Source organism: Streptomyces sp. TBY4 (genome assembly GCF_024213195.1).
Lineage (GTDB): Bacteria > Actinomycetota > Actinomycetes > Streptomycetales > Streptomycetaceae > Streptomyces.
Window position 1 is genome coordinate 263939 of the sequence record NZ_JANAVF010000010.1, and the last position, 23712, is coordinate 287650.

Sequence of the window (23712 nt, forward strand, 5' to 3'; positions counted from 1 at the left end):
CCGGGAATCCGGACGGCCCCGCCCTGTGGCGGGGCCGTCCGGTGCTCGCTCACCCCGGGAAGGCCGCTGTCAGTGCGTCAGATAGGCCCGGGTCACCGTGATCTCCGACCGGTTGCCCGTGGCGTCGGTCACCGTGCCCCGGAGGGAGACGTGGCCGCCCTTCGCCGGGTTCCTGACCGTCACCGCACCGTCCGCCAGCGGGACGGTCCGCCAGGTGCGGCCCTCGTCGTAGGAGACCTGGACCGTGAGGGACTTCGGCTTGCCGCCGAGGACGGTGACCGGGATGCGGACCTTCCGGTCGGCCGGCGACGTACCGCTCAGGGACAGTTCCGGGGCGAAGTGCACGGTCGAGACCGGGACGGCGACCTTCGTCTTGCCGTCCGGATCGTCGTCGGCCGGGGTCTTCGACCGGAACCACCAGGTGGCCGTCACCTCGGTCGAAATCCGCGACACCGTCTGCGGCCGGGTGAAGGAGGTGACCAGCTTGTACGAGGCGTTCGCCGCCGGGACGGCGAATCCGTCCGAGCCGGACAGTTCCACGTCGTACCGCCCGATCTCCTTGCCCTTGGAGTACAGGACGGTCTTGCCCTGGCCGACGTGGTCGCGCCCGGGATGCCCGGCGCCGTCCGTCATCAGCGGCGGCCCGCCGAACAGACGGTCGCCCCTGCGGAACAGGGCGTATCCCCCCTCGGGCGCCATGCGCGGGCCGAACACCCCGGCGCCGAAGCGCTCCCGGTAGGTCCGCCCGGCCTGGTAGGCGGCGGTCCCACCCCTGTGCTCGGTCTCGGCGACAGGGGAGCCGTCCGCGTCCAGCGCGGACTGCACCGTGGACAGGTTCCACAGCACCCCGTCCTTCGCCGACAGGTGGAGCTTCACCGAGCCCGGCAGCGGCCTGGCGAGGTAGGAGAGGCTGTCTCCGATGGAGTCGGGCAGCATGCCCCGCGCGACGACCTCGCCCACCTTGCCGGGCGCCGAGGAGCCCTGCTCGACCGTCACCGTCGCCAGCTCGCTCCGCTTGACGTGCTGGACGTGGCCGGTGGCCAGCCGCTGGACCGGACCGCCCGAGACGAGGTGGTACTCCTCGGCCGCGCCGTCCCTCCAGTGCGTGTCCCACTGCTGGAACAGGGTGGTGACGGGGACCGGATCCATGCTCTGCCCCCGACGCTGGAGCGCGGAAGCAGGTCCGGAGCCCACGTCCGGGCCCATGTGCGCCGTGCGCAGCCCGGTGAGGTTCGTGACCCACTTCCCGAAGCCGTGGGACCCCGTGGGCAGCCGCAGCTCGTAGCCGAACGACGCGGACGCGAGGGTGGCGCTCTTGGAGGGGACGGTGATGTCCACCGGCTTGGCGGTGCGCGCGTCCACGTTCAGGGTGGTGTCACCGGTGATGTCGAGGCGCGGCTGCGCCATCCAGTCCACGCCCTTGGCGTCGTCGTCCACCACCATGCGGATGGTGGAGTCGAACATGTAGGAACCGGGAGGCACGCGCAGCTTGTAAGTGTCCGTCCCCGTCTGCCCGTCCGTCGTCCCTCCGCCCCACCAGAACTGCCGGTCGGCCCCGTCGCCCGTCATCCCCTTGAGGACGGCGAAGTAGGACGTGGGCTCCTTGCCGTCCCGTCCGATGTGCTTGACGGTGAGGTCGTACGCCTCCGCCTCGATCTCCACGGCCATGCCGGTGCGGACGCTCTGCCCGCCCGGGCCGCTCGCGACCACGTACCCGCTGTACGTGCCGGGCGCCAGGCCGGCGATCCGGGTGTCGACCGTGACGCCGACCGAGGCGCTGCCGCCCGCGGGGACGGTCACCCGGGCCGTGTCGAAGGAGAGGAAGCCGGCGGGTGCGGCGTCCCCGCCGGGTCCGGTGGCGCCGCCCGACACGTCGAGGACGACCGGGTCGGCGCCCAGGTTCCGGTAGGTCAGCCGCTTCTTCTCCGGGGTGTCGTCCTGGTGCGGCCACGGCTGGGCCGCGTAGGACAGCGACAGGGGCTCGGCGGCCAGCGGCTGGCGCAGCGCGTTGACGACGGAGATCCGGCCGGTGCCCTGCTCGAACGCGGTGTACGCGCCCGGCTTGGTGGAGCCGGTCAGGACGGCCTTGAGGTCGGAACCGGTCCACCCGGGGTGCTGCTGCTTGAGCAGCGCCGCGGCGCCCGCCGCGTGCGGGGTCGCCATCGAGGTGCCGGACATCGAGACGTAGCCGTCCGGATCGCCGCCTTCGCCTCCGCCGGAGACTGCCGCCGCGGCGACGTCGACGCCGGGCGCGGTGACGTCCGGCTTGATCGCCCCGTCGCCGAGCCGGGGGCCCTTGCCCGAGAACGGGGCCAGCACGTCGGAGTCGTCCACCGCGCCCACCGTCAGCGCGGCGTCCGCGCTGCCGGGGGAGTCCACGGTGCGGGATCCCCACTCGCCCGCGTTGCCCGCGGCGACGGCGAACAGCACGCCGCGCTCGCTGAGCCGGTTGACGGCCTCTTCGAGGGGGTCGACGCCGGGGTAATCGGCTGCGGCGAGGCTCATGTTGACGATCTGGGCGCCCTGGGCGACGGCCCACTCCATGCCGGCGATGATCTCGGAGTCGCCGCCGTAGCCCTGGTCGTTGAGGACCTTGCCGTTGAGGATCGAGGCTCCCGGGGCGACCCCCTTGAGCTTCCCGCCCGATTTGGCGCCCGTGCCCGCGGCGATGGAGGAGACGTGGGTGCCGTGCCCGTGGCGGTCCTTCGCGTCCTCGGTGACGGTGAAGTTCTGCTCCGCCACGACCTTCCCGACGAGGTCGGGGTGGGTGGAGTCGACCCCCGTGTCCAGCACGGCGATCTTCACGCCGGTGCCGTCGTACCCGGCCTCCCAGGCACGGTCGGCCCCGATCTGCCCGGTGGTCCTGTCGAGGGTCGCCGAGCGTACGGAGTCCAGCCAGACCTTCGCGACCCCCGGCGCCAGCGACGGGCTCCCGCCGGGGGCCAGGCCGCGCGCCCGCCCGCCGGTCAGCGCCTGCCAGGCGGCGGCCGCCCCCTCGGAGCTCGAGCTGACGGCCTCCGCGCCGAGGAACTCGTACGTACGGTCCACCCGGAGCCCGTCACCGGTGCCCCGCAGGGCCGCCCGTCCGCCGGGTGCGAAGCCCTTCTCGTAGCTGACGATCAGCCGGAGCCGGTCGCCGCCGCCGCGCGCCCGGCGGTACTCGGGCCGGCTGAGCTCGGTGATGTCGAACAGCCGGGCGTCGAGCCGCCCCGCCAGGACGAGCGGCCGTACGTCGGCGGGGACGAGGCTGGTGCGCCCGTTGTCCCGCTCCACGGAAACCGCGATCTTCTCGCGCCCGGGCGCGGGATGGAACCCGACGGGACGCCCGGCGCCGTCCACGGTGACCCGGTCCCCGGTGACGAGGGTCAGCCGGGTGAACCCGTCGGCCCCCGCGGCCTCGGCACCCTCCGCTTCCCCGGCCGGGGAAGCGGGGCCGGCAGCGGCGGCGGGCGTGATGAGACCCGCCACGAGAGCGAAGGCGGCGAGAGCGGCCGCCGAGGCCGCTCTCGCTCCCCTCGGCCTGATCTGAGGTATGCGTCGCACGTCGATCCCCCTGGATGTAGTTGGGCGCCGCCGTCCTCCCCGCAGCCCCCGCACCCAGGATCGCGAAGCGTTCCGCAGATGTGATGGGTCCTCAACTACCTGTTACAGAACGCGCATTGGGCGCGCATCTGTTGCTCATAAACCGTCCGCGGCCCGCGCGCAGAGCGCGGGTCGCGCTCCTCCTGCGGCCACCCGCCGAGAGGGCCGGGTCCGTGCGGGAAGCCGGTCAGCCCTCGACGGGGACGGCGGCGAACACCGGACCGCCGACGGCCCGGTCCAGACGGTACCGCCGCAGCGCCCGGTCGAATCGGGCGCGGCTGCCCGGCAGGGCTCCGCGGAGGTCGGCGATCAGCGAGCCGTCGGGCACACTCGCGGCGAGGCGGGCGACCACCGGGTCCGTGCTGCCGCGGAGTCCGGCCGCGGGGTGCATCGGCAGGTCGGGGCCGTCCAGCTGCAGGAGGTCCCAGAAGTCGTCGGCGTACGGCTGGACGCCCTCTTCGAAACCGGTCTCCTCGACCAGTTCCTCCGCCGTGCCGACGAGCCGGTCGAGCCACTGCGGCAGCGAGTCGGCCTCGACGTGGAGGCCGCCCTCGCGGTACTGCATCAGGACCTGGCCCCACCGGCCGTCGGCCTCGATGTCGACCCAGGTGACCCCGCCGCCCCCGTCGTCGGTGACCAGCCAGTGGGGGTGCGGCAGCCCGTGGTCCCCGCCCTGGCGGGGATGGCCGGTCAGGGTGAACTCCACCGGCGGTACGGCGAAGCCGCCGAGCCGGCCCAGCAGTTCGCGGGCCTCGGCCGGCACCGGGACGGGCCAGCAGCCGAAGTCGGCGGCCGTCGCGCCGGGTTGCACCGCGAGGTCGAAGGGGACCCGGGAGGCCAGCTCCCGCAGTCGCTCGAGAAGGGAGTCACCGGAGATCATCCGGCCACGCTACCGGAGCTGCTCCCGGCAGGCCCGCCCCGGCCCGCCCCGGGGCACGGGCGCGGATTCACCTGGTCGGGTCAAGCGGGGAAGGTCGGCTGCCGCGAATGGCCGAGCGCCGGGGCACCGGACAGGCCGTGCATCCGATGAGATGCCTAAAGTCGCTGCCAGACCCATCGGTGCGGGCAGTTTGTGGAGGCGTCATGTCCCGTCGAGGCAGCTTGCTGGCGGGCGTCTGCGTGGCCACGGCCGCAGTCGGCCTGCTCCTGACCGGGGGCGCCCGGGTGGCCCCGACCACGCCGCCGCATCGCGACTCCGGCAGGAACGCCGGCACCGAGATCGCGGTGGGTGCCTACCTGCACTACGGATCGCCCGGCGTCGAGCGGATGCGCGAGCTCTCGCGCTGGCTCGGCGGTACGGAGCTGCGCGCCGGGCACACCTACCTGCCGGGCGACACCTGGACGAACATCGAGGGGGCACCCGACTCCCTGCGCAGCTGGGCGCGTTGGCGCAACGCGAAGGCCGACCGGCTGTTCGTCCTGAACGTGCCCATGCAGGAGCGCAACGAGGCCCGCCTCCCCGACACCCGGGTCGCCGAGCTGATCCGCACGGGTGCACGGGGCACCTACGACCACCACTTCCGGCGGCTGGCCGAGCGCCTGGTCGACCTCGGCGTGCCGGACACGGTGATCGTGCTCGGCTGGGAGATGAACGGCTTCGACTACACCCACCGGTGCCGGCCCGACCCCGAGAACTGGAAGAAGTACTGGCGGCGCATCGTGGCCGCCATGCGCTCCGTGGAGGGGCAGGACTTCCGCTTCGACTTCGCCCCCAACCGGGGCGGCGACGCGATCGCGTGGACCCGCTGCTACCCGGGTGACGACGTGGTCGACATCGTCGGGATGGACTCGTACGACCAGGAACCCGGCCGGACCTTCGACGAGCAGGTCGCCCAGCCGTACGGACTGCAGCAGCAGGTCGATTTCGCCCGGGCCCACGGCAAGCGGACCTCGTACCCCGAGTGGGGCCTGTTCCGGCACGGCGACAACCCCGAGTACGTGCGGCGCATGCTGGAGTGGATCGAGCAGCACAGGCCGCTCTACCACAGCATCACGGACTTCTGCCCGCACGGCGTGTGGCAGTGCGGCCAGAACCCGCGCTCCTCGCGGGTGTTCCGGGACCACCTCTCCACCGGGCAGCCCCGTCGCTCCGCCCCTGCGCTCGGTCCGGGCGGCCGGGGCTGATCGCGGCCGGGCCGATGCGGAGCGAAACCCGCGAGACGCAACGACTCGCATCGCGTTATCCTGGCCCCATGGGTTCGTACTCGTACTACTTCTTCCGCTGACCGCCGGCGCGGACGCGGCGTGAGGGCATCGCCCCTCCCATGAGGGCATCGCCCTCCGCCGGGCGTCCGCGCTGTCCGCACCCAGAAGGAAACGTGGAAGAAGACCGAGTACCCCGAGGGGATTCCCCATGCGCTCGCGCGCCCATCACCCGTCCCAGTCCAAGTCCCAGCTGACGCTGTCCGCAGTCACCAAGGCCTACGGCGACCGGGTCGTCCTCGACCAGGTGTCGCTGACCGTACGGCCCGGAGAGAAGGCCGCCGTCATCGGCGAGAACGGCTCCGGGAAGTCCACCCTGCTCCGGCTGCTCGCCGGGGCCGAACGGCCCGACGGCGGCGAGGTCACCTCCGTCTTCCCCGGCGGCACCGGACACCTCGCCCAGACCCTCGACCTCGCACCCGGGCGGACCGTCCAGGACGCCGTCGACCTCGCCCTCGCCGACCTGCGGGACCTGGCCGACCGGATCCGCGCCGCCGAGACCGCCCTCGGCACCGGCGGCGAGCCCGACCCCGAACTCCTCGACGCGTACGGGGAACTCCTGACCGCCTACGAGGAACGCGGCGGCTACCAGGCCGACGCCCGCACCGAAGCGGCGCTGCACGGCCTCGGCCTCGCCCACCTCACCCGGGACCGCACCATCGGCTCGCTCTCCGGCGGCGAGAGCTGCCGGCTCGCCCTGGCCTGCGTCCTGGCCGCCTCACCCGAACTGCTGCTCCTGGACGAACCGACCAACCACCTGGACCGGCGGGCCGTCGACTGGCTGACGGAGCGGCTGCGCGCGCACCGGGGCACTCTCGTGGTCGTCACCCACGACCGGGACTTCCTGGAGCGGATCACCAGCACGGTCCTGGAGGTCGACCGAGACCTGCGCACGGTCGTGCGGTACGGGGACGGCTGGACGGGATACCTCGCGGCGAAGGCGGCCGCGCGCGGACGCTGGGCCCAGCGGCACGCGGAGTGGCGGGAGGACCTGGCACGCACCGAGACCCTGGTCGCAGCGGCGGGCAACCGACTCGACCGCACCGGCAAGGACCCGGGGCAGGGCTTCGGCAAGCACCGCCGCTCCTCCGAGGCCAAGCTGTCCGGGCAGGTCAGGGCGGCCCGCCGGCACCTCGAACGGCTCCGGGCCGAGCCGGTGGCACCGCCGCCGGTACCCCTGCGCTTCGGCGCCGGGATCGCCACCACGGAGCGGGGCGGCGCCTTCGAGGGGCCGCTGCTCGAACTCTCCGGAATCCGGGTCGGCGACCGGCTCCACCTCCCCGCGCTGAGCGTGCGGCCGGGGCAGCGGCTGCTGGTCTCGGGGCCGAACGGGGCCGGGAAGACCACTCTGCTGCGGGTCCTGGCCGGCGACCTGACCCCGGACAGCGGCACGGTCCGCCGCGCGGAGCACGTACGACTCGGCTACCTGGCACAGGAGTTGCCGCACTCCCCGGTCCGGCTGCCCCTGCTCTCCGCGTTCGCGGCGGGACTGCCCGGGCTGCCCGAGGAGCACGCGGAGGAACTGCTGACGGTCGGCCTGTTCCGGGAGGAGGACCTGACGGTGCCGGTCGCCGCCCTGTCCGCCGGGCAGCGGCGGCGCCTCGAACTGGCCCGCCTGGTGACCCGGCCCACCGACGTCCTCGTCCTGGACGAACCGACCAACCACGTGTCCCTGGCGCTGGTCGAGGAGGTCGAGCAGGCGCTCGCCGGCTACCCGGGAGCGGTGGTCGCGGTCTCCCACGACCCCCGCTTCCGGGCAGCCTTCCCGGGCGACCGGCTGGAACTACGGCGAGCTCCTTGGTTCCCGCCGGCTGTTCACGCCCGGCGCAGGGCGGAGCGGCCCGCGTAGCGCGCCGAGCCGCCCAGCTCCTCCTCGATGCGGATCAGCTGGTTGTACTTCGCGGTGCGGTCGGAGCGGGAGAGCGATCCGGTCTTGATCTGGCCGCAGCCGGTGGCGACCGCCAGGTCGGCGATGGTGGTGTCCTCGGTCTCGCCCGAGCGGTGGGACATGACGGCCGTCCAGCCCGCCTCGTGGGCCGTGGCCACGGCGGCCAGCGCCTCGGTCAGCGTGCCGATCTGGTTGACCTTGATCAGGATCGAGTTGCCGGCGCCGGTGGCTATGCCTTCGCGCAGCAGGGTCTCGTTGGTGCAGAACAGGTCGTCGCCGGTGAGCTGGCAGCGGTCCCCGACACGGGAGGTCAGCTCGCGCCAGCCGTCCCAGTCGTTCTCCGCCATCGGGTCCTCGATGGAGAGGATGGGGTAGTTGTCGATGAGCTTGACCAGGTAGTCGACGTTCTCGGAGGGGGTGCGGCGCACTCCCTCGCCGGTGTAGTCGTAGACCCCGTCGCGGAAGAACTCCGAGGACGCCGGGTCCATGATCAGGCCGATGTCCGTGCCCGGGCGGTAGCCGGTGCGCTCGATGGCCGCCACCACGAAGTCGAGGGCCTCCTCCGCGGTGCGCAGCGCGGGCGCGAAGCCGCCCTCGTCGCCGACGCCGGTGGAGTGCCCGGCGGCCAGCAGGTCGCGGCGCAGGGTGTGGAAGACCTCGCTGCCCATGCGGACGGCTTCGGCGAAGGTGTCCGCGCCCACGGGGGCGATCATGAACTCCTGGAAGTCCAGCGGATTGTCGGCGTGCGCGCCGCCGTTGACGATGTTCATCATCGGCAGCGGCAGGAGGTTCGCCCCGGCCCCGCCGAGGTAGCGGTAGAGGGGCTGGCGGTGGGCCGCCGCGGCGGCCTTGGCGGCGGCGAGGGAGACGCCGAGGACGGCGTTGGCGCCGAGCCGGGCCTTGGTCGCGGTGCCGTCGAGGGCGATCAGAGCCGCGTCGAGCCCCGCCTGGTCGGCCGCGTCCCGGCCCCGAACGGACGCCGCGATCTCCCCGTTGACGTGGGCCACCGCGCGGTCGACGCCCTTGCCGTGCCAGCGCGCGGAGTCCTGGTCGCGCAGCTCCACGGCCTCGCGGGCGCCGGTGGAGGCGCCGGAGGGGACGGCGGCGCGTCCCAGGGAGCCGTCCGTCAGGACGACGTCGACCTCGACCGTGGGGTTTCCGCGGCTGTCGATGATCCGGCGGGCGGTGACCGTCTCGATGGTGGCGTCGACCGTTCCGACTTCCTTCGCGGACATGTGGGTTCCTCCCCGTTGAACTGTGCCGGGCCCCGGCTGCGGCAACGGTGGCGCTGGACCCGACAGCGCAGACTCTACAGCAAGGCTGAACAGTTCAGCTGTGCAGTATCACTGTGCAGACAAGCTGTGCAGCAGTGCTGCACAGCGGGTTAAAGTGCCCTATGCCCACCTCGGACCCCACCTCGGAAGCCGCCGCCATCGCCGCCGAACTGCGCACAGCGATGGGCAAGCTCACCCGACGCGTCAAACACGAGGACCACATCCCACTGGGCCAGGTCGCCGTCCTCGGTGCACTCGACCGCGACGGCGCCATGACCACCAGCGACCTCGCCGCCGACCAGCGCGTACGCCCGCAGTCGATGGCCCGTGCGGTGGGGCTGCTCATGGACCAGAACCTGATCACGCGACGGGCCCACCCCACGGACGGCCGCAAGTCGCTGGTCGAGCTGACCGACGCGGGCCGGGCGGCGCTCGAAGCGGAGCGCGGCCGCAGGGCCGGCTGGCTCGCACAGGCCATCGAAGCCGAACTCGACGACGAGGAACGGACCCTGCTGGCACGCAGCGCAGCCCTGCTGGACCGGCTCGCGACCCGCTGAGTGCGGGTCGGGCAGGGGGAAGCGAAGGCCCGGCTCACCTGGAGCGCCTACTTGGACACCTGCCGTCCGACGCGATCCTCGAGGGTCGTCCCTGGGGCGAAGCGGATGGGGGCCTGGAAGCGGGCCTTGCGGGCGGCGCGGCGGAAGACGGTGAGGACGGCGGGGCCGGCCAGGCAGATGCAGATGAAGTTGGTGACGGCGCGGCCGGTGTCCCAGCCGAGCGAGGTGGCGAGGTCGAAGGCCAGGTAGCGGTGGAACTGCTCGGTGAAGGGCAGGCCGGGGAGGTAGGCGATCGAGCTGTTGGGGTCGAGGGAGAAGGGCCAGAAGGAGAGGTTGAGGAGGAAGCCGAAGAGGTAGCCGGAGGCCGAGCCGTAGACGGCGAGGAGGGCGACCTCCTTGCGGCCGGTGGCCCTGGGGAGGAAGCCGGCGAGCATGCCGACGAAGGCGCAGCCGAACATCTGGTACGGCATCCAGGGCCCGACCCCGCCCGTGATCAGGGCGGAGGCGAAGAGCGAGGTGCAGCCCAGGGTGAAGCCGAAGCCCGGGCCGTAGACCCGGCCGGCCAGGACGAGGATGAAGAACACCGTCTCGATGCCGGCGGTGCCGGCGCCGAGGGGGCGGATGGCCGCGTTGACTGCGGAGAGGACGCCCAGCATGGCCAGGGCCTTGGAGTTGATGCCGCCTTCGGCGATCTCGGAGATCACCACGCACAGGACGATCACGAGGAGGACGCCGAAGATGAGGGGCGGGGCGTAGTGCGAGCCGAATTTGCCCGGGGCCACGAGGAAGGGCCAGAAGAAGGCGACGACACCGAGGAAGCCCGCCATGGCGATGACGATCCCGGCCCGAGCGTTGATCCGTATGGCGGTAGTGGTGGCGGTGGAGCGTGCGGTGGCGGTCATGAGCCCGGGTCCGTCCCGTCGTCGGGGAGGGTGGCGGTCGCTTGGGCGACGGTGAGGTAGGGGAGCGGGGCGAGGATCTTCGCGGTCTGGGGGGCGAAGACGGGTGAGGCGACGATGACTTCGGTCGTGGGGCCGTCCGCGACGATGTCGCCCTCGGCCATGACGACGACCCGGTCGGCGGCGCGGGCGACGAACTCCACGTCGTGGGTGGAGATCACGACGGCGCGGCCCTCCGCGGCAAGGGCGTCGACGATCCGGACCAGCTCGCTCTTGGCCCGGTAGTCCAGGCCGCGCGTGGGCTCGTCGAGGAGCAGGACGCGCGGGGCGGCCGCGAGTTGAATGGCCAGGACCAGGGCCAGCTTCTGGCCTTCGGAAAGGTCACGGGGGTGGCTGGTGTCGGGGATGCCGGGGGCGAGCCGGTCCAGGATGGCGCGCGACCCGCCGCCGGCGGCCTCCGACTCGGCGTCGGCCTGGTCGAGTTCCTGCTTGACCGATTCGAGGTAGAGGAGGTCGGTGGGGGTCTGCGGGACCAGGCCGACCAGCCGCCGTGCCTCGGCGGCCGGGAGCTTCTTCGGATCCCGGCGTTTCGTGCCCCCGGCGGCAGGCGCGACGGCTACCGTACCGGCCTTGCGGGGGCCGGAGCCCTGGAGCGCCCAGAGGAGCGAGGACTTGCCGGAGCCGTTGCGGCCCATGAGTGCGGTGATCTCCGCGCCGTGCAGATCGAGGTCGAGCTCCCGTACGGCCGGGACGCCGTGGTACGTCACGGTGACACCGCGGGCGCTGAGCAACTGTGGGCGGTCGGCCGGCGGCGCCGGGCGTACCGGCGGCGGAGGGACGTCGGCCAGCCGGGTGCGCAGGGGCGCGGCGGCGCGGCGGGCGTCGCGGATGGAGAGCGGGAGCGGGGACCAGCCCGCGGCACGGCCCAGCTCCACGATGGGCGGCGCGATGGTGGACGTACGGAAGATCTCCGCGGGCGGGCCGGACACCACGTGGCCGTCTCCGGGGAGGTGGATGACCCGGTCGGCGTACTGGACCACGCGCTCCAGGCGGTGTTCGGCGAGGAGGACGGTGACGCCGAGGTCGTGGACGAGGCGCGTGACCGCGGCCAGGACCTCCTCGGCGGCCGTGGGGTCGAGGGCGGAGGTGGGCTCGTCCAGGACGAGGATGCGGGGGTGCGCGGTGAGGACGGAGCCGATGGCGACGCGTTGCTGCTGGCCGCCGGAGAGTTCGTGCAGGGCGCGGTGGCGCAGGTCGGCGAGGCCGAGGAGGTCGAGGGTCTCCTCGACGCGTTTGCGCATGGTGGCGGGCGGGACCGCCAACTGTTCCATGGCGTAGGCGAGTTCCTCCTCGACGGTGTCGGTGACGAAGCCGTCGAGCGGGTCCTGGCCCACGACACCCACGACGTCGGCGAGTTCGCGGGGCGGGTGGTCGGCGGTGTCGCGGCCGTCGACCAGGACGCGGCCGTAGAGGGTGCCGCCGGTGAAGTGCGGGACGAGGCCGTTGACGGCGCCGAGGAGGGTGGACTTGCCGACGCCGGTGTGGCCGACGACCAGGCAGAGTTCGCCCTCTTCGACGGTGAGGTTCACGTCTTGCAGGACCGGTCCGGCCGTGTCCTCGTACTGGACGGTGACCTGGTCGAAGGTGATCACTTGGGTTCCTCGGTGCGCTGTACGGGGACGGTGGGCCGGGCAGGTGGCGCCGGCGGTGGTGCCAGGAACCCGGCGGTCCCCGCCAGGAGGATGGCTGCGGCCGGTACCGGGGGCAGGGTCGGCCAGCTGAGCGGATAGATGGACGGGTTGAGCTCGGCGGCGTCGAACCCGACGTTGGCGAAGAGCAGGACGGCGGAGAACACCCCGCAGCCGGCGACGGCCCATTCGGCGAATCGCCAGGGGTCGGGCCGGTAGGTGGTCCGGGTGATGCGGCGACCGCCGAGGCGGAGCCCGCCGAAGCACAACAGCGCGCCCGCGCCCATGGCGGGCAGGCCCAGCAGCTTCGGAGCGGTGGCGTCCAGGAGCCCGTACGCACCGGCGCACAGACCGCACATACCGAGCAGCATCAGGGCCCCGGTGGCCCGGCGGGAGCGGCGGGTGGCGCTGCCGGCGCGGCCGTACCCGCGCGAGTCCATGGCCGCGGCCAGCCGCAGGGAACGCTCCAGGGCGTCTTCGAGGACGGGGACGATGATGCCGCGCAGGGCGCGCAGTCCCTTGGACCGCCCTGCGCGCAGCCGCTTGGCCCGGTGCACGCGCTGCACACTCTGCACGAGTTGGGGGGCGACGCTGATGGAGACGGTGACCGCGACGCCCAGTTCGTAGAGGGCGCCGGGCAGGACGCGCAGGGCGCGTTTGGGGTTGGCGAGGGTGTTGGCGGCGCCGATGCAGCAGAGCATGCAGGCCAGGCGCAGCCCGTCGGTGGCGGCGGAGAGGAGGGCTTCCAGCGAGACGGGGCCGCCGAGTTGGATGCCCGCGTACCAGTCGGGGGTCGGGATGTGGGGCAGGGAGAAGAGGAAGTGGTCGCGCGGGGTGATCCCGGTGGCGAAGACGGCGCGGAACAGCACGCGGAGGGCCACCACGGTGAGGGCCAGGTAGAGGTAGTACTTGAAGCCGCGCGCCCAGGGGGCCTCGGTGCGGCGCATCGTGATGACGTAGCCGAGGACCGCGAGGACGAGGAACAGCAGCAGCGGGTTGTTGGTGCGGCTGACGGCGGTGGCCAGGGCGAGTGCCCAGATCCACCAGGCGACGGGGTGCAGGGTACGGGGCAGGCGGCGGCCGCCCGTGTCCGGCGCGGGGCCGGACCGGGGCGGCGTCACCGGTGCCGCGGGGAGGGTGCGTGCCACGCGGCTACTCCGTACGGCGGCGGCGCTTGGCCGCGTATCCGGCGGCAGCGCCGATCAGCAGCACCAGCGCTCCGGTGACGAGGACGGGCAGGTACGAGCCCGCGTGGTGCTCGGCGTCCGCGGCGGGAGCCGCCTCCACGACCTGGGGCCCGGGGGCCGGCGCCGCCACCGCGGGGGCACTGGCCGACGGGGGCGCGGTCGCGCTCTCGGAGGGGCTCGCCGAGGGTGGGGGGCTCTCCGGGGCCGTGGGGCTGGGCGGCGGGGGCGTCGTGGACGGATCAGCAGGGGGAAGGTTCTCCGGCTTGGGACCCGTGCTGACGTTCGGCGGGAGCGGCGTGGCCGTGCGGGTGTCCTGGGGGGCCGGGCCGCCTGTGGGCTTGGTGTTGTGGGCGCGGAGCTGATCGGGGGTGACGGTGGGCTTGCCCTGGGTGCCCTCGATGTTCGTGCCGCCGAAGATCCACAGGTCGACGCTGCCCGGCTTGGGCTTGTAGAGCATGGCGCCGAGCTGGCTGTACTGCCAGGTGTTCTGCCCGGGATCGGCGTGCCAGTAGGACCAGTACGCCGAGGCCGGCGGGGTCAGTACGCAGTCGTCCTGCTGCGGGGTCGGGTACTGCTTGCCGCCCCGGTGGCCGCTGTAGCCGATGCGGCAGATGAAGGCGGGGCCGTCGTGGCCGGTGCCGGTGGTGGCCCAGCCGCCCTGGTTGAGGAGCTCGTAGCCGGTGGTGGGTGTCGTACCGCAGGAGCGGTAGACGGGCCCGCCCCAATGGCTGAAGTCCACCGCGAGGACGACTCCCGCGGAGGTGGTGCACTGGCCCATCGGCTTCGGCGCAGCACCGGCCGGGGCCGCCGTGGCGGCGAACGCCGCCACCGTCAGCCCCGTCGCGGCGGCGGTCCTGGCGAGGGCCCGCACGACACGGTTGAAGCTCATGCTCCGCCCTCCGCCCGGCGGCGGCGCTTCGCGGCGTGGATGAGGCCCCAGCCCCCGAGGCTCAGGATCAGCGCCGCGGTGGCGAGCGTGCCGACCTGCGCTCCGGTGGAGGCGAGGGGACCGCGGCCCGAGCCCGACCCGCCGCCGGAGCCCGAGCCGCCGCCGTTCTCGCCCGGGGTCACGATGACGGGCGAGCCGCCTCCGGAGGTGCCGCCGGGCGTGCCGCCGGACGTTCCTCCGGTCGGGCTGGGGACGGGCTCGGGGGTGGTGCCGGTCAGGTCGCGCTTCAGCAGGCCGAAGGAGATCCCGGCGGCGCCGCCGACGGCCTGGGTGGTGGCGCGCAGGTCGGAGCCGGTCTGCCCGCCCTTGGCGACGTTGAAGCCGCCGTCGGCGTTCTGCTGGCTCGCCAGGAACTTCAGGGCCTTCGCGATCTGGGCGCCGTACTTGGGTGCGTCCAGGGAGAGCCCCTGGACGGCGAGGGCCGCCGAGTTGACGGAGTTCCCGGAGGCACCGGGGAAACCGCCGTCCTCCTTCTGCTGGGCCGCGAGCCAGACGAGTGCCTTGTCCACCGCGGCCTGGGAGCCGGCATCCGGGAGGAGGTCCACGGTCATGGCGGCCATGGCGGTGGAGTCCACTTCGGGGCCGCTGGGCTCGCCGATCAGGCTGACCCAGGCACCGGAGGAGGTCTGAAGGCTCTTGAGGTACGCGGCGGGCTCGGCCGCCGCGTCCTCCTCGCCGGCGCGGAGCTGGGCCATGACGCCCAGGGACTGCTTGAAGACGGACGTGGCGTAGGCGTAGTTGCCCCCGGCCGCACACTCCTGGCGGGTCGGGGTCTTCGCCCGGCAGGTGATCCGGGCGAGTGCGGCGATCAGGTCCTGGCCGCCGAAGTTCCGGGGGTCGCGGCCCACGGCCTCGGCGAGTACGGCCGCCTTGCCGATGGAGCCGCCGTTCGCGTACTTGGTGCCGACGAGGGTCCAGTCGTGGATGCCGCGCTGCTGCCCGTCCTTCCCGCCCCTGTCCATGAAGTCGACGATGTTGCGCAGGACCGCGTTGTCCCCGCCGGTGGCGGCGAGGGCGTACGCGCCGTCGATGGTCAGGCCGTAGTCGGCGAAGCCGCTGCCGGGCCGGCTCTCGTAGAAGCGGCCCTGGACCAGTCGCGACGGGGCCGTCAGGTACGTGACCCCCTTCTTCGGGTCGGGCCCCTCACCGGCTGGCGGCGTGGTCGGGGTCGGCGGCATGGTCGGGGTCGGGGTCGGGCTCGGGGTCGGCGGTTCGGCCGGCTCGGCGGTCAGGGCGGCGAGATCGGTGCCGGCGCCCGCGATCGCGGCCGTCGCGGTGGGGTACAGGCGGGAGTCGGTGTCGTCCTCGGCGAAGCCGAAGCCGCCTGCCGGGAGCTGGCGCCCGGAGAGCCAGGACACTCCGGCGTCCGCGAAGGCCTCGTCGCCGAGGGCGCGCAGCGCCTGCGCGGCCCAGCCGGTGGCGGCGGGGTTGCCGGTCGTCTCGTAGGAGACGGCGGGCCATGCACCGGTAGCCAGCTGCGACCTCTTCAGGTAGCCGCGGGCCTTCTGGAGCACCGCCTCGTGGCCGCCGGCCCGCTCCAGGGCCAGAGTGATCAGTCCGGTGGCGCCGGCCTCGCTCTCGCACCCGGGGCTTCCGGGCCGGATGAGGACGCTGGTGAACCCGCCGTCCTCGCACTGGAGGAGGGTCAGCCGGGCCACGGAGTGGGGCGGGGGTGTCACACCGGCGTTGACCAGGGCGATGACCACCATGGCCTGCGCGTCGGCCTGTCCGGTGGTACGGAAGTCGCCCTTGGTGAAGCAGCCTTCGGTCGTCTCGCCGTCGCCGATGTCGCGGGGGCAGGCGTACTTCACCAGGTCGCCGAGCAGGTCGTGCCCGCCGAAGGCACGGGGATCCTTGCCCGTGGCCTCGGCGACCAGCGCGAGCCTTGCGGCGGCGGTGGCGTCCGGGATGCCGTCCCTGCCCGCCGGGTAGGCGTACGCGTCGGTCTGCGCGGGCGCTGCGAGGAAATCGGCGATCTTCCTCGCCACCGGGCTCTTGCGGTCGGCCGCCGCGAGGGCGAACACGGCCTCCGTGGAGAGGAAGTGGTTCGGGGTTGTGGAGCCCTCGTCGACGACGCGCTCCCCGTCCGTCAGCGTCCCGGTGACCCAGCGGGTGGCCGCGGGTACGTCGACCGAACCGGCGGGCACCTTGGGCGGGTTCGCGGGGATGGTCGGGTCGGGGGTGGAGAAGCCCCGGACGTCGTCGGGGGAGAAGGAGGGCTTGCCCTTGGTGCCGGCGATGTCGGTGCCGCCGTAGATCCAGGCCTCCACGTCGCCGGGCTTCGGGTTCCGGGCCATGGCTCCCTGCTGGCTGTAGGACCACTTCCGCTGCCCGGGCGAGGCCGTCCAGTACGACCAGTAGGCGGTGGCCTGCGGCGTGAGGACACAGGCCTCCTCGTCCGGCGTGGGGTACCGCGTGCCGGAGCCCTTGCCGATGCGGCAGATGAAGGCGGGGCCGTCGTGGACGGTGCCCTCCATGGTGAACCCGGCGCTCTGCAGCAACTCGTAGCCGGTGGTGGGGGTGGTGTCGCAGCCCTTCTCCACCGTGCCGCCGAACGGGCCGAAGTCCACAGCGACGAGCGCCCCATTGGTGGCCGTGCACTGCTCGATCGGGTCGGCCGAGGCGGGCGCCGGCGCGCCGGCGAAGGCCACGCTCGCGGCGAAGGTCAGCAGCGCCGCCGACATGAGCGACAGCAGCCCCTTGCTCCCCGGGTGTCGCTCTGATTGCTGTGCGGTCCCCACCACGGCCCCTCGTGTCGGCCGGGCGGACCAGTGCGTGGCAAAAGGGCTTCCGCAAGCCGTATGGGGACACGGGGAAGCCGTTCGAACCACGCCGTAGTCCGCGACGGCGCTTCTCGCTGCAAAAACCTGGCTCCAGGCATTCCGACTCGCCCGGACGGAACCGGGCCTACGGTTGCGGGTCAGCGCCGGATTTCGACCGGCTTCCCCTGGAGCTGAGTGCTTATCAGTCGGAGTGGAACACGTGGACAAAGACACCGTCAAGGTGGTCCGAGTCTCACGCGGACCGGCTCCAGCCGTCCTCGAGCGATCGAGCCGGCGACTGCTGGCGGACCCTTGATCACTCGGGTAGCGTCCTGGGCTGCCACATGGGGGAACCTGGTGCGAATCCGGGGCTGACGCGCAGCGGTGTGGGACGGCAGGGGGCCGTCTCCGAGCCCGAATGCCCATGTGGCGAGGCACATCACAAGCCGTACCACGCGTTCGGACGGCCGCCACCGCGCTCCGGGCTGTCCGCCCGCACGAGCTCCGGTCGGGCCGGCGTCCCCCATTCCAGGAGCAGGTCATGACCCGTACCCGTACCCGTACCTCCCGTCGACTCGTGCTCGCGGTGCCCGCAGCACTCGGAGCCCTCGCCCTCACGGTGCTGCCCGCCTTCGCCACCTCCTCGCCCGCGCAGATGGCCACGTCCAAGGCGAACGGTGTGACCTATCTCAAGTCCCTCCAGGCCGCGGACGGTTCGTACGCGGGCGCCGGACTCTCCAACGAGTGGGCGTTCAGCGCGTTCGCGGCCACCGGCACGGCCGTGGTCGACGTCTACCCGGGCGGCAACACCGCCAAGAACGCGCGCACCGTCTACCGCAACCTCCTGTCGACGGCGGGCTGGCCGCAGGCCTCCCCGGTGGTCACCGACTACGAGCGCGGCACCCTCAACGCCTACGCCGCCGGCATCGACCCGGCCCGCGTCTCCGCCTCCCGCAACCTGATCGCCCACGTCTACTCCTACTGGCAGACGGCCGAGGCGGGCTACTTCGGCCCGTCCGGGAACTTCAACGGCACCGTCTTCGCTGCCCTTTCGCTGGGCGGTGCCAAGACCCAGAGCGGCACGAACCGCGTTCCGCAGGCGCTGACCGCCTCGATGGTCACCCGCATCCGGGCCAACCAGCACGTGGACGGCGGCTGGACCTTCCAGAAGGGCGAGGGCAACCCCACCGTCCTGAACTCCGCGAGCGACGTCGACATGACGGGCGCGGCCATGGCCGCCCTCTGCGTGTCCGGGGTCCCGAACACCGACACCGACGTCGTCCAGGCGAAGAACTTCCTCAAGAGCACCCTCGTCTCGAGCAGTGGTGCCTTCAACTCCCTCTACGGCGTCAACACCAGTTCCAACGGCTGGGGCGTCGCCGGCCTCAACGCCTGCGGATTCAACCCGCAGACAGGCGACTTCCTCACCGGCAGCGGCAGGACCCCGATCGATTTCCTGATCGCCAACCAGTACAACCCGGCCGGCGGTTTCAAGTACAAGCCCTCCGACACCAGCCCCTCCGCGTACTCCTCGATCGACGCACTGCGCGCCGTCGCGGGCGGCGGTTTCACCACCGCCCCGCCGGTGCCGGTCACTGCGGGTGCTCCGCGGTGGGTCGCCCAGTCGGCCTTCACCGCCGGGACGGCCACGAAGTTGGCGCTGACCGTCGACGACGGCGCGGGCAACCTCAAAGTCTGCGCGGTGTCGTTCACCCCGACCGGGACGACCACCACCCTCGGTGACGTCCTCAACTCCGCTGTCACCGCCGCCGCCCCGTCCGGCTGCATCGCCGGCGTCACACCGTCCTCCGGCAGCGGGACCATCACGGCGGTGAACGGCAAGGCCAACAGCGGCTCCAACGTCTGGAAGGTCAGTGTCGACGGTTCCTCTTTCGCGGGAGCCGTCCGCAGCAAGGTCATCAACGTGGGCGACACCATCGCCTTGCGGTGGGGTGCCTGACCGTCTGACCGTCTGACTAGAAGGACGTCCAGGTGAAGGCGACCTCGTCGCCCGCCTTGATCTTGAACTGGCAGCCGCCGACCGGGGTCGGGGCGCCGTTGACGGAGATGCTCCAGTAGGCGGAGCCGCCACCGTTCACGTTCTTGATGGTGTCGACGGAGAAGTCGTCGAAGGACGCGTACCAGGTGCCGTCCCAGGTGAAGCCCTTCTTGCGAGCGGCGTCGTCGAGGGCGGCGGTCGGGGTGGGGACCTTGGAAGCGTTGGCGCCGCCGTTGGTGCCGTCGCACTTGTGGGTTCCGCCGGTGGCGGTGGTGACGTCGTGACCCTTGGTCTTGACCTTGCCCTTGAACAGCAGCCCGGTCGGGCCCTTGACGGTGAGGCTGACCTTGACGGCCTTGTTCGTGTTCGGCGTGGGGGCGGCCTCGGCGACGGCGGGAGCGCCGGCGAGGGCGAGGCCGAGAACGATCGAGGTGATCACGGAGCGGCGGGCGGGTATCCGGTGCATGGTGCCTTCTTCCTGGGAGGGGCGACGGGTCTGCGCCGACGATCCCTCCGGCCCACGCGCTCGTCCCCTGGCCGTTCCTCAGAGGAAACGGCCAGGGGACACCAACCCGGGGTGGGGGCTTCGCCCTGCAGACCATGACAGTGAGAAGCGGTGCGCATCGCACCCCGGGTACTCCGACTCACGGCGCCCCAGGCCCCGTTCACGGTTGCAGGTCAGCGCCGGATTCCCACCGGCTTCCCCCAGTTGTGCATGCATTCAGTTGTGGGCACCCGCCGTACGGGCCGGAGCAGAGGCATCGTACGGCCTGGCCGGCAGGCGCCGGAAGCGGGGACCTCAGTCCCGGGCGTACGAGTGGAACCCGCGGCCGGTCTTGCGGCCGAGCAGCCCTGCCTGGACCATCCGCCGGAGCAGTGGGGGCGGGGCGTAGAGGGGCTCCTTGAACTCCTCGTAGAGGGACTCGGAGATGGCCGCGACCGTGTCCAGGCCGATGAGGTCGGCGAGCCGGAGCGGGCCCATCGGGTGGGCGCAGCCCAGCACCATCCCGGCGTCGATGTCGCAGGCGCTCGCGAACCCGGACTCGGCCATGCGGACGGCCGAGAGGAGATAGGGGATCAGCAGGGCGTTGACGACGAAGCCGGCCCGGTCCCGGGAGTGGATCGGGGTCTTGCCGAGGGTGTCGCGGACGAAGGACTCGACGGCATCGGTCACCGTCGGGCCGGTGTGGAGGGAGGAGACGATCTCCACGAGCGGAAGGACGGGGACGGGGTTGAAGAAGTGGAGGCCGAGCACGTGGTCGGCGCGGCGTGTGGCCATGCCGAGCCGCATGACGGGGATCGAGGAGGTGTTGGTGGCCAGAATCGCCTCCGGATCCTCCACGATCTTGTCGAGCGCCGAGAAGACGTCGATCTTGGCGTCGGCGCTCTCGGTGACCGCTTCGATCACGAGCTGCCGGTCGGCGAGTTCGCCGAGGTCACCGGTGAACACGAGGCGGGACAGGGCGTCTTCGGCGGAGAGCCGGTCGAGCTTTCCGCGCTGGACGGCGCGTTCCAGGGACACGGCCACGCGTTCGCGGGCCGCGCGGGCGGCCGTCGCGTCGGCTTCGGCGACGATGGTGTCGAGACCGGCGCGGGCGCAGACCTCGGCCATGCCGGCGCCCATCTGCCCGCCTCCGACGATGCCCACGCGCTGCACGGAGCGAGTGGCTGCCGGGCGCGAAGGGGCGCTCACGCGGTCACCGGCCCGGTGGCGTGGCGGACGAGGTGGCGGGAGTAGGCCTCCGGGGTGAAGAACGCGGGGAGCCGGATCGAGAGGGCCGTGTCCACGAACACCTCCCGCGCCTCCCGTACGAGGGCCTGTGGATCCTCAGCCTCCAGGGCGGCGCATTCGGAGTCGAGCAGGTCGATCACGGTGCCCCGGTCCACGCGGTCGTGGCGCAGCCACTGCCAGATCTGTACGCGGGCGATCTCCGCGGTGGCAGCGTCCTCCATCAGCCCGTACAGGGCTACGGCGCCGCTGCCGCGCAGCCAGGCGTCGAAGTACCGCAGCGCCACCGCGACGTTCGAGCGGATCCCCTCCCGGCTGGGAGGAGCGGAGATGCGGCGTACGGACAGCAGGTCCGCGGCCGTGACCTCGACGTCGTCCCGGGTCCGCTCCAGCTGGTCCGGCCGCTCGCCCAGGACCGCGTCGAACACCTCGCGGCATACGGGGACGAGGCCGGGGTGGGCGACCCAGGAGCCGTCGAAGCCGTCCTCGGCCTCCCGTTCCTTGTCGAGGCGCACCTTCGCGAGGACGGCGGTGTTGGCCTCCGCGTTGCGGCTCGGGACGTGGGCGGCCATGCCGCCGATGGCGTGGGCTCCGCGTTTGTGGCAGGTGCGGACGAGGAGTTCGGCGTAGGCCCTCATGAAGGGGGCGGTCATGGTGACCGAGGCCCGGTCGGGGAGCAGGAAGTCGGTGCGGTGCCCGAAGGTCTTGATCAGGCTGAACAGGTAGTCCCACCGGCCGGCGTTCAATCCGGCGCTGTGCTCGCGCAGTTCGTAGAGGATCTCCTCCATCTCGAACGCCGCGGTGATGGTCTCGACCAGGACGGTGGCGCGGACGGTGCCGCGCGGGATCCCGAGGAGGTCCTGGGCCAGGACGAAGATGTCGTTCCAGAGTCTGGCCTCGTCGGCGTTCTCCAGCTTGGGGAGGTAGAAGTACGGGCCCTGCCCGGCGTCGATCTGGCGCCCGGCACAGTGGAAGAAGTACAGGCCGAAGTCGACGAGCGACGCGGGGACGGGCCGGCCGTCGACCTCCAGGTGCTCTTCGAGCAGGTGCCAGCCTCGCGGGCGGACGACGATCGTCGCCGGGTCCTCGCGGAGCCGGTACTCCTTGCCCTCGGGCGTGGTGAAGTCGATGCGGCGCTCGATGGCGTCCAGCAGGTTCAGCTGGCCGCCGATCACGTTGTCCCAGGTCGGGGCGGTGGCGTCCTCGAAGTCCGCCATCCACACCCGGGCGCCGGAGTTGAGTGCGTTGACGGTCATGCGCCGGTCGGGCGGCCCGGTGATCTCGACCCGGCGGTCGGTCAGCCCCGGTGCGGGCGGGGCCACGTGCCAGTCGGGGTCCGCGCGGACGGCGGAGGTGGCGATGGAGAAGTCCAGTGGCGATCCCGAGACCAGGCGGTCCTTGCGGCGGAGCCGCTCCTTGAGGATGTCCGCGCGGCGGTGGGTGAAGGCCGCGTCCAGCCGGCCGATGAATGCGAGCGCCTCGGGCGTGAGGATCTCGCCGTGGCGGTCGCCGGGCGCGGCGAGGACCCGGACCCGGTGCGTGCCGGCGGGAGCGGTGGCGGTTGCGGCGGTGGCTGTGGTGGACATGCGGTCTCCTGACGAGGGGTGGAGCGGGGGCCGGACGGAGACGGTCGTCCGGCCCCCGCCGGTCACGGGCCTTGGGCGGGTCGTTCCGGGCGCGTCGGGCGCCTCAGTGGAACTGCTCTTCCTCCGTGGATCCGGAGAGCGCGGTGGTGGAGGAGGCGGGGTTGACGGCGGTGGAGACCAGGTCGAAGTAGCCCGTGCCCACCTCGCGTTGGTGCCTGACGGCGGTGAACCCCTGCGCCTGCGCGGCGAACTCGCGCTCCTGGAGATCCACGTACGCCGTCATCCCGTGCTCGGCGTAGCCGCGGGCGAGGTCGAACATGCCGTGGTTGAGGGAGTGGAACCCGGCCAGGGTGATGAACTGGAATCGGTAGCCCATCGCGCCCAGCTCCCGCTGGAACTTGGCGATCTGGTCGTCGTCCAGGGCCGCCTTCCAGTTGAAGGAGGGCGAGCAGTTGTACGCGAGCATCTGGTCCGGGTACCGCGCGTGGATCGCCTCGGCGAACTCGCGGGCCTGCTCCAGGTCAGGCGTACCCGTCTCGACCCAGATCAGGTCCGCGTACGGGGCGTACGCGAGGCCGCGGGCGATGACCGGGGCCATGCCGTTCCGGACGTGGTAGAAGCCTTCGGCGGTGCGCTCCCCTGTGCAGAACTCGGCGTCGCGTTCGTCGACATCGCTGGTCAGCAGGGTCGCCGCGAGGGCGTCCGTACGGGCGATGATCAAGGTCGGGGTGTCCGCGATGTCGGCGGCCAGGCGGGCCGCGTTGAGGGTGCGGACGTGCTGCGAGGTCGGGACGAGGACCTTCCCGCCGAGGTGGCCGCACTTCTTCTCCGAGGCGAGCTGGTCCTCGTAGTGGATGCCCGCCGCACCGGCGGCGATCATCGCCTTGGTCAGCTCGAAGGCGTTGAGCGGGCCGCCGAAGCCGGCCTCGGCGTCGGCCACGATCGGGGCCAGCCAGTCCGTACGGTCGTGGCCCCCCTCGGCGGTGGCGATCTGGTCGGCGCGCAGCAGCGCGTTGTTGATCCGACGGACCACCTGGGGAACCGAGTTGACGGGGTACAGGCTCTGGTCGGGGTAGGTGTGGCCGGCCTGGTTGGCGTCCGCGGCGACCTGCCAGCCGGAGAGGTAGATGGCCTGGAGTCCGGCCCGGACCTGCTGGACGGCCTGGCCGCCGGTCAGGGCGCCGAGCGCGTGGATGTAATCCCGCTCGTGCAGCTGCCGCCACAGCCGCTCGGCACCGCGCCGGGCCAGGGTGTGCTCCTCGCGGATGCTGCCCGAGAGCCGGACGACGTCCTCGGCCGTGTAGGTGCGCTCGATCCCCGCCCATCGCGGGTCCGAGGCCCACCGCCGCGCCAGCTGCTCCGCCGCCGCCTTCGCGTTCGTGTCTGTCATGACCGTCACCGTCTCCCTCA

General features: G+C 72.5%; 16 protein-coding genes and 3 riboswitches. Of the genes, 4 read left to right on the plus strand and 12 right to left on the minus strand.

Annotated features, from left to right (window positions below):
• Positions 1-69: 69 nt before the first annotated feature.
• Positions 70-3543: a S8 family serine peptidase gene (locus NLX94_RS24440; RefSeq protein WP_254385162.1), complete on the minus strand. Its 3474-nt coding sequence runs from the start codon at positions 3541-3543 to the stop codon at positions 70-72.
• 226 nt (positions 3544-3769) lie between these two features.
• Entirely contained in the window at positions 3770-4462 is a 693-nt protein-coding gene (locus NLX94_RS24445) for an SMI1/KNR4 family protein (protein WP_254385163.1), read from the minus strand.
• A 203-nt stretch (positions 4463-4665) separates the two neighbouring features.
• Between NLX94_RS24445 and NLX94_RS24450 the strand changes: the two genes are divergently transcribed.
• Complete coding sequence (locus NLX94_RS24450) at positions 4666-5706, plus strand: glycoside hydrolase family 26 protein (protein ID WP_254385164.1); 1041 nt, start codon at positions 4666-4668, stop codon at positions 5704-5706.
• Positions 5707-5935: 229 nt separating this feature from the next.
• Positions 5936-7633 carry a ribosomal protection-like ABC-F family protein gene (abc-f, locus tag NLX94_RS24455; RefSeq protein WP_254385165.1) on the plus strand — a complete coding sequence of 566 codons (1698 nt, stop codon included), beginning with the start codon at positions 5936-5938 and terminating at the stop codon, positions 7631-7633.
• Here the strand turns inward: abc-f and eno are convergent.
• On the minus strand, positions 7600-8907 hold the full coding sequence (gene eno / locus NLX94_RS24460; RefSeq protein WP_254385166.1) for a phosphopyruvate hydratase: 1308 nt from the start codon (positions 8905-8907) through the stop codon (positions 7600-7602). The genes abc-f and eno overlap by 34 nt on opposite strands.
• A gap of 161 nt (positions 8908-9068) precedes the next feature.
• On the opposite strand from eno, the gene NLX94_RS24465 reads away from it, so the two are divergent.
• Complete coding sequence (locus tag NLX94_RS24465; RefSeq protein ID WP_254385167.1) at positions 9069-9503, plus strand: MarR family winged helix-turn-helix transcriptional regulator; 435 nt, start codon at positions 9069-9071, stop codon at positions 9501-9503.
• A 47-nt stretch (positions 9504-9550) separates the two neighbouring features.
• On the opposite strand, the gene NLX94_RS24470 is transcribed toward NLX94_RS24465, so the two are convergent.
• From NLX94_RS24470 to NLX94_RS24490, 5 genes are read right to left on the minus strand one after another with little or no spacing between them, the layout of a single operon-like run.
• The gene (locus NLX94_RS24470) at positions 9551-10405 is read right to left on the minus strand and encodes an ECF transporter S component (protein ID WP_254385168.1); all 855 of its coding nucleotides are present in this window, start codon (positions 10403-10405) and stop codon (positions 9551-9553) included.
• Positions 10402-12054: an ABC transporter ATP-binding protein gene (locus NLX94_RS24475; RefSeq protein ID WP_254385169.1), complete on the minus strand. Its 1653-nt coding sequence runs from the start codon at positions 12052-12054 to the stop codon at positions 10402-10404. Before NLX94_RS24475 ends, NLX94_RS24470 begins: the two co-directional genes overlap by 4 nt.
• Complete coding sequence (locus NLX94_RS24480; RefSeq protein WP_254385170.1) at positions 12051-13238, minus strand: energy-coupling factor transporter transmembrane component T; 1188 nt, start codon at positions 13236-13238, stop codon at positions 12051-12053. Before NLX94_RS24480 ends, NLX94_RS24475 begins: the two co-directional genes overlap by 4 nt.
• A 4-nt stretch (positions 13239-13242) precedes the next feature.
• On the minus strand, positions 13243-14166 hold the full coding sequence (locus NLX94_RS24485) for a hypothetical protein (RefSeq protein ID WP_254385171.1): 924 nt from the start codon (positions 14164-14166) through the stop codon (positions 13243-13245).
• The gene (locus NLX94_RS24490; RefSeq protein WP_254385172.1) at positions 14163-16910 is read right to left on the minus strand and encodes a prenyltransferase/squalene oxidase repeat-containing protein; all 2748 of its coding nucleotides are present in this window, start codon (positions 16908-16910) and stop codon (positions 14163-14165) included. Before NLX94_RS24490 ends, NLX94_RS24485 begins: the two co-directional genes overlap by 4 nt.
• Before the next feature lie 192 nt (positions 16911-17102).
• Positions 17103-17173: riboswitch (cobalamin riboswitch) on the minus strand.
• Between the two features lie 162 nt (positions 17174-17335).
• Positions 17336-17412: riboswitch (cobalamin riboswitch) on the plus strand.
• A 117-nt stretch (positions 17413-17529) separates the two neighbouring features.
• Between NLX94_RS24490 and NLX94_RS24495 the strand changes: the two genes are divergently transcribed.
• Positions 17530-18948 carry a hypothetical protein gene (locus tag NLX94_RS24495; protein WP_254385173.1) on the plus strand — a complete coding sequence of 473 codons (1419 nt, stop codon included), beginning with the start codon at positions 17530-17532 and terminating at the stop codon, positions 18946-18948.
• Positions 18949-18964: 16 nt separating this feature from the next.
• Here the strand turns inward: NLX94_RS24495 and NLX94_RS24500 are convergent, their stop codons facing one another.
• The 4 genes from NLX94_RS24500 to aceA form a co-directional block, all read right to left on the minus strand.
• Entirely contained in the window at positions 18965-19453 is a 489-nt protein-coding gene (locus tag NLX94_RS24500) for a DUF4430 domain-containing protein (protein WP_254385174.1), read from the minus strand.
• A gap of 166 nt (positions 19454-19619) precedes the next feature.
• Positions 19620-19693: riboswitch (cobalamin riboswitch) on the minus strand.
• 93 nt (positions 19694-19786) lie between these two features.
• A complete protein-coding gene (locus NLX94_RS24505) occupies positions 19787-20680 on the minus strand; it encodes a 3-hydroxybutyryl-CoA dehydrogenase (protein WP_308402513.1) in 894 nt (297 codons plus the stop codon).
• Positions 20677-22302: a malate synthase A gene (gene aceB, locus NLX94_RS24510; protein ID WP_254385175.1), complete on the minus strand. Its 1626-nt coding sequence runs from the start codon at positions 22300-22302 to the stop codon at positions 20677-20679. The genes NLX94_RS24505 and aceB overlap by 4 nt, the downstream gene beginning before the upstream one ends.
• A gap of 103 nt (positions 22303-22405) precedes the next feature.
• Positions 22406-23692, minus strand: a complete 1287-nt coding sequence (gene aceA, locus NLX94_RS24515) for an isocitrate lyase (RefSeq protein WP_254385176.1) — start codon at positions 23690-23692, stop codon at positions 22406-22408.
• Positions 23693-23712 lie beyond the last annotated feature (20 nt).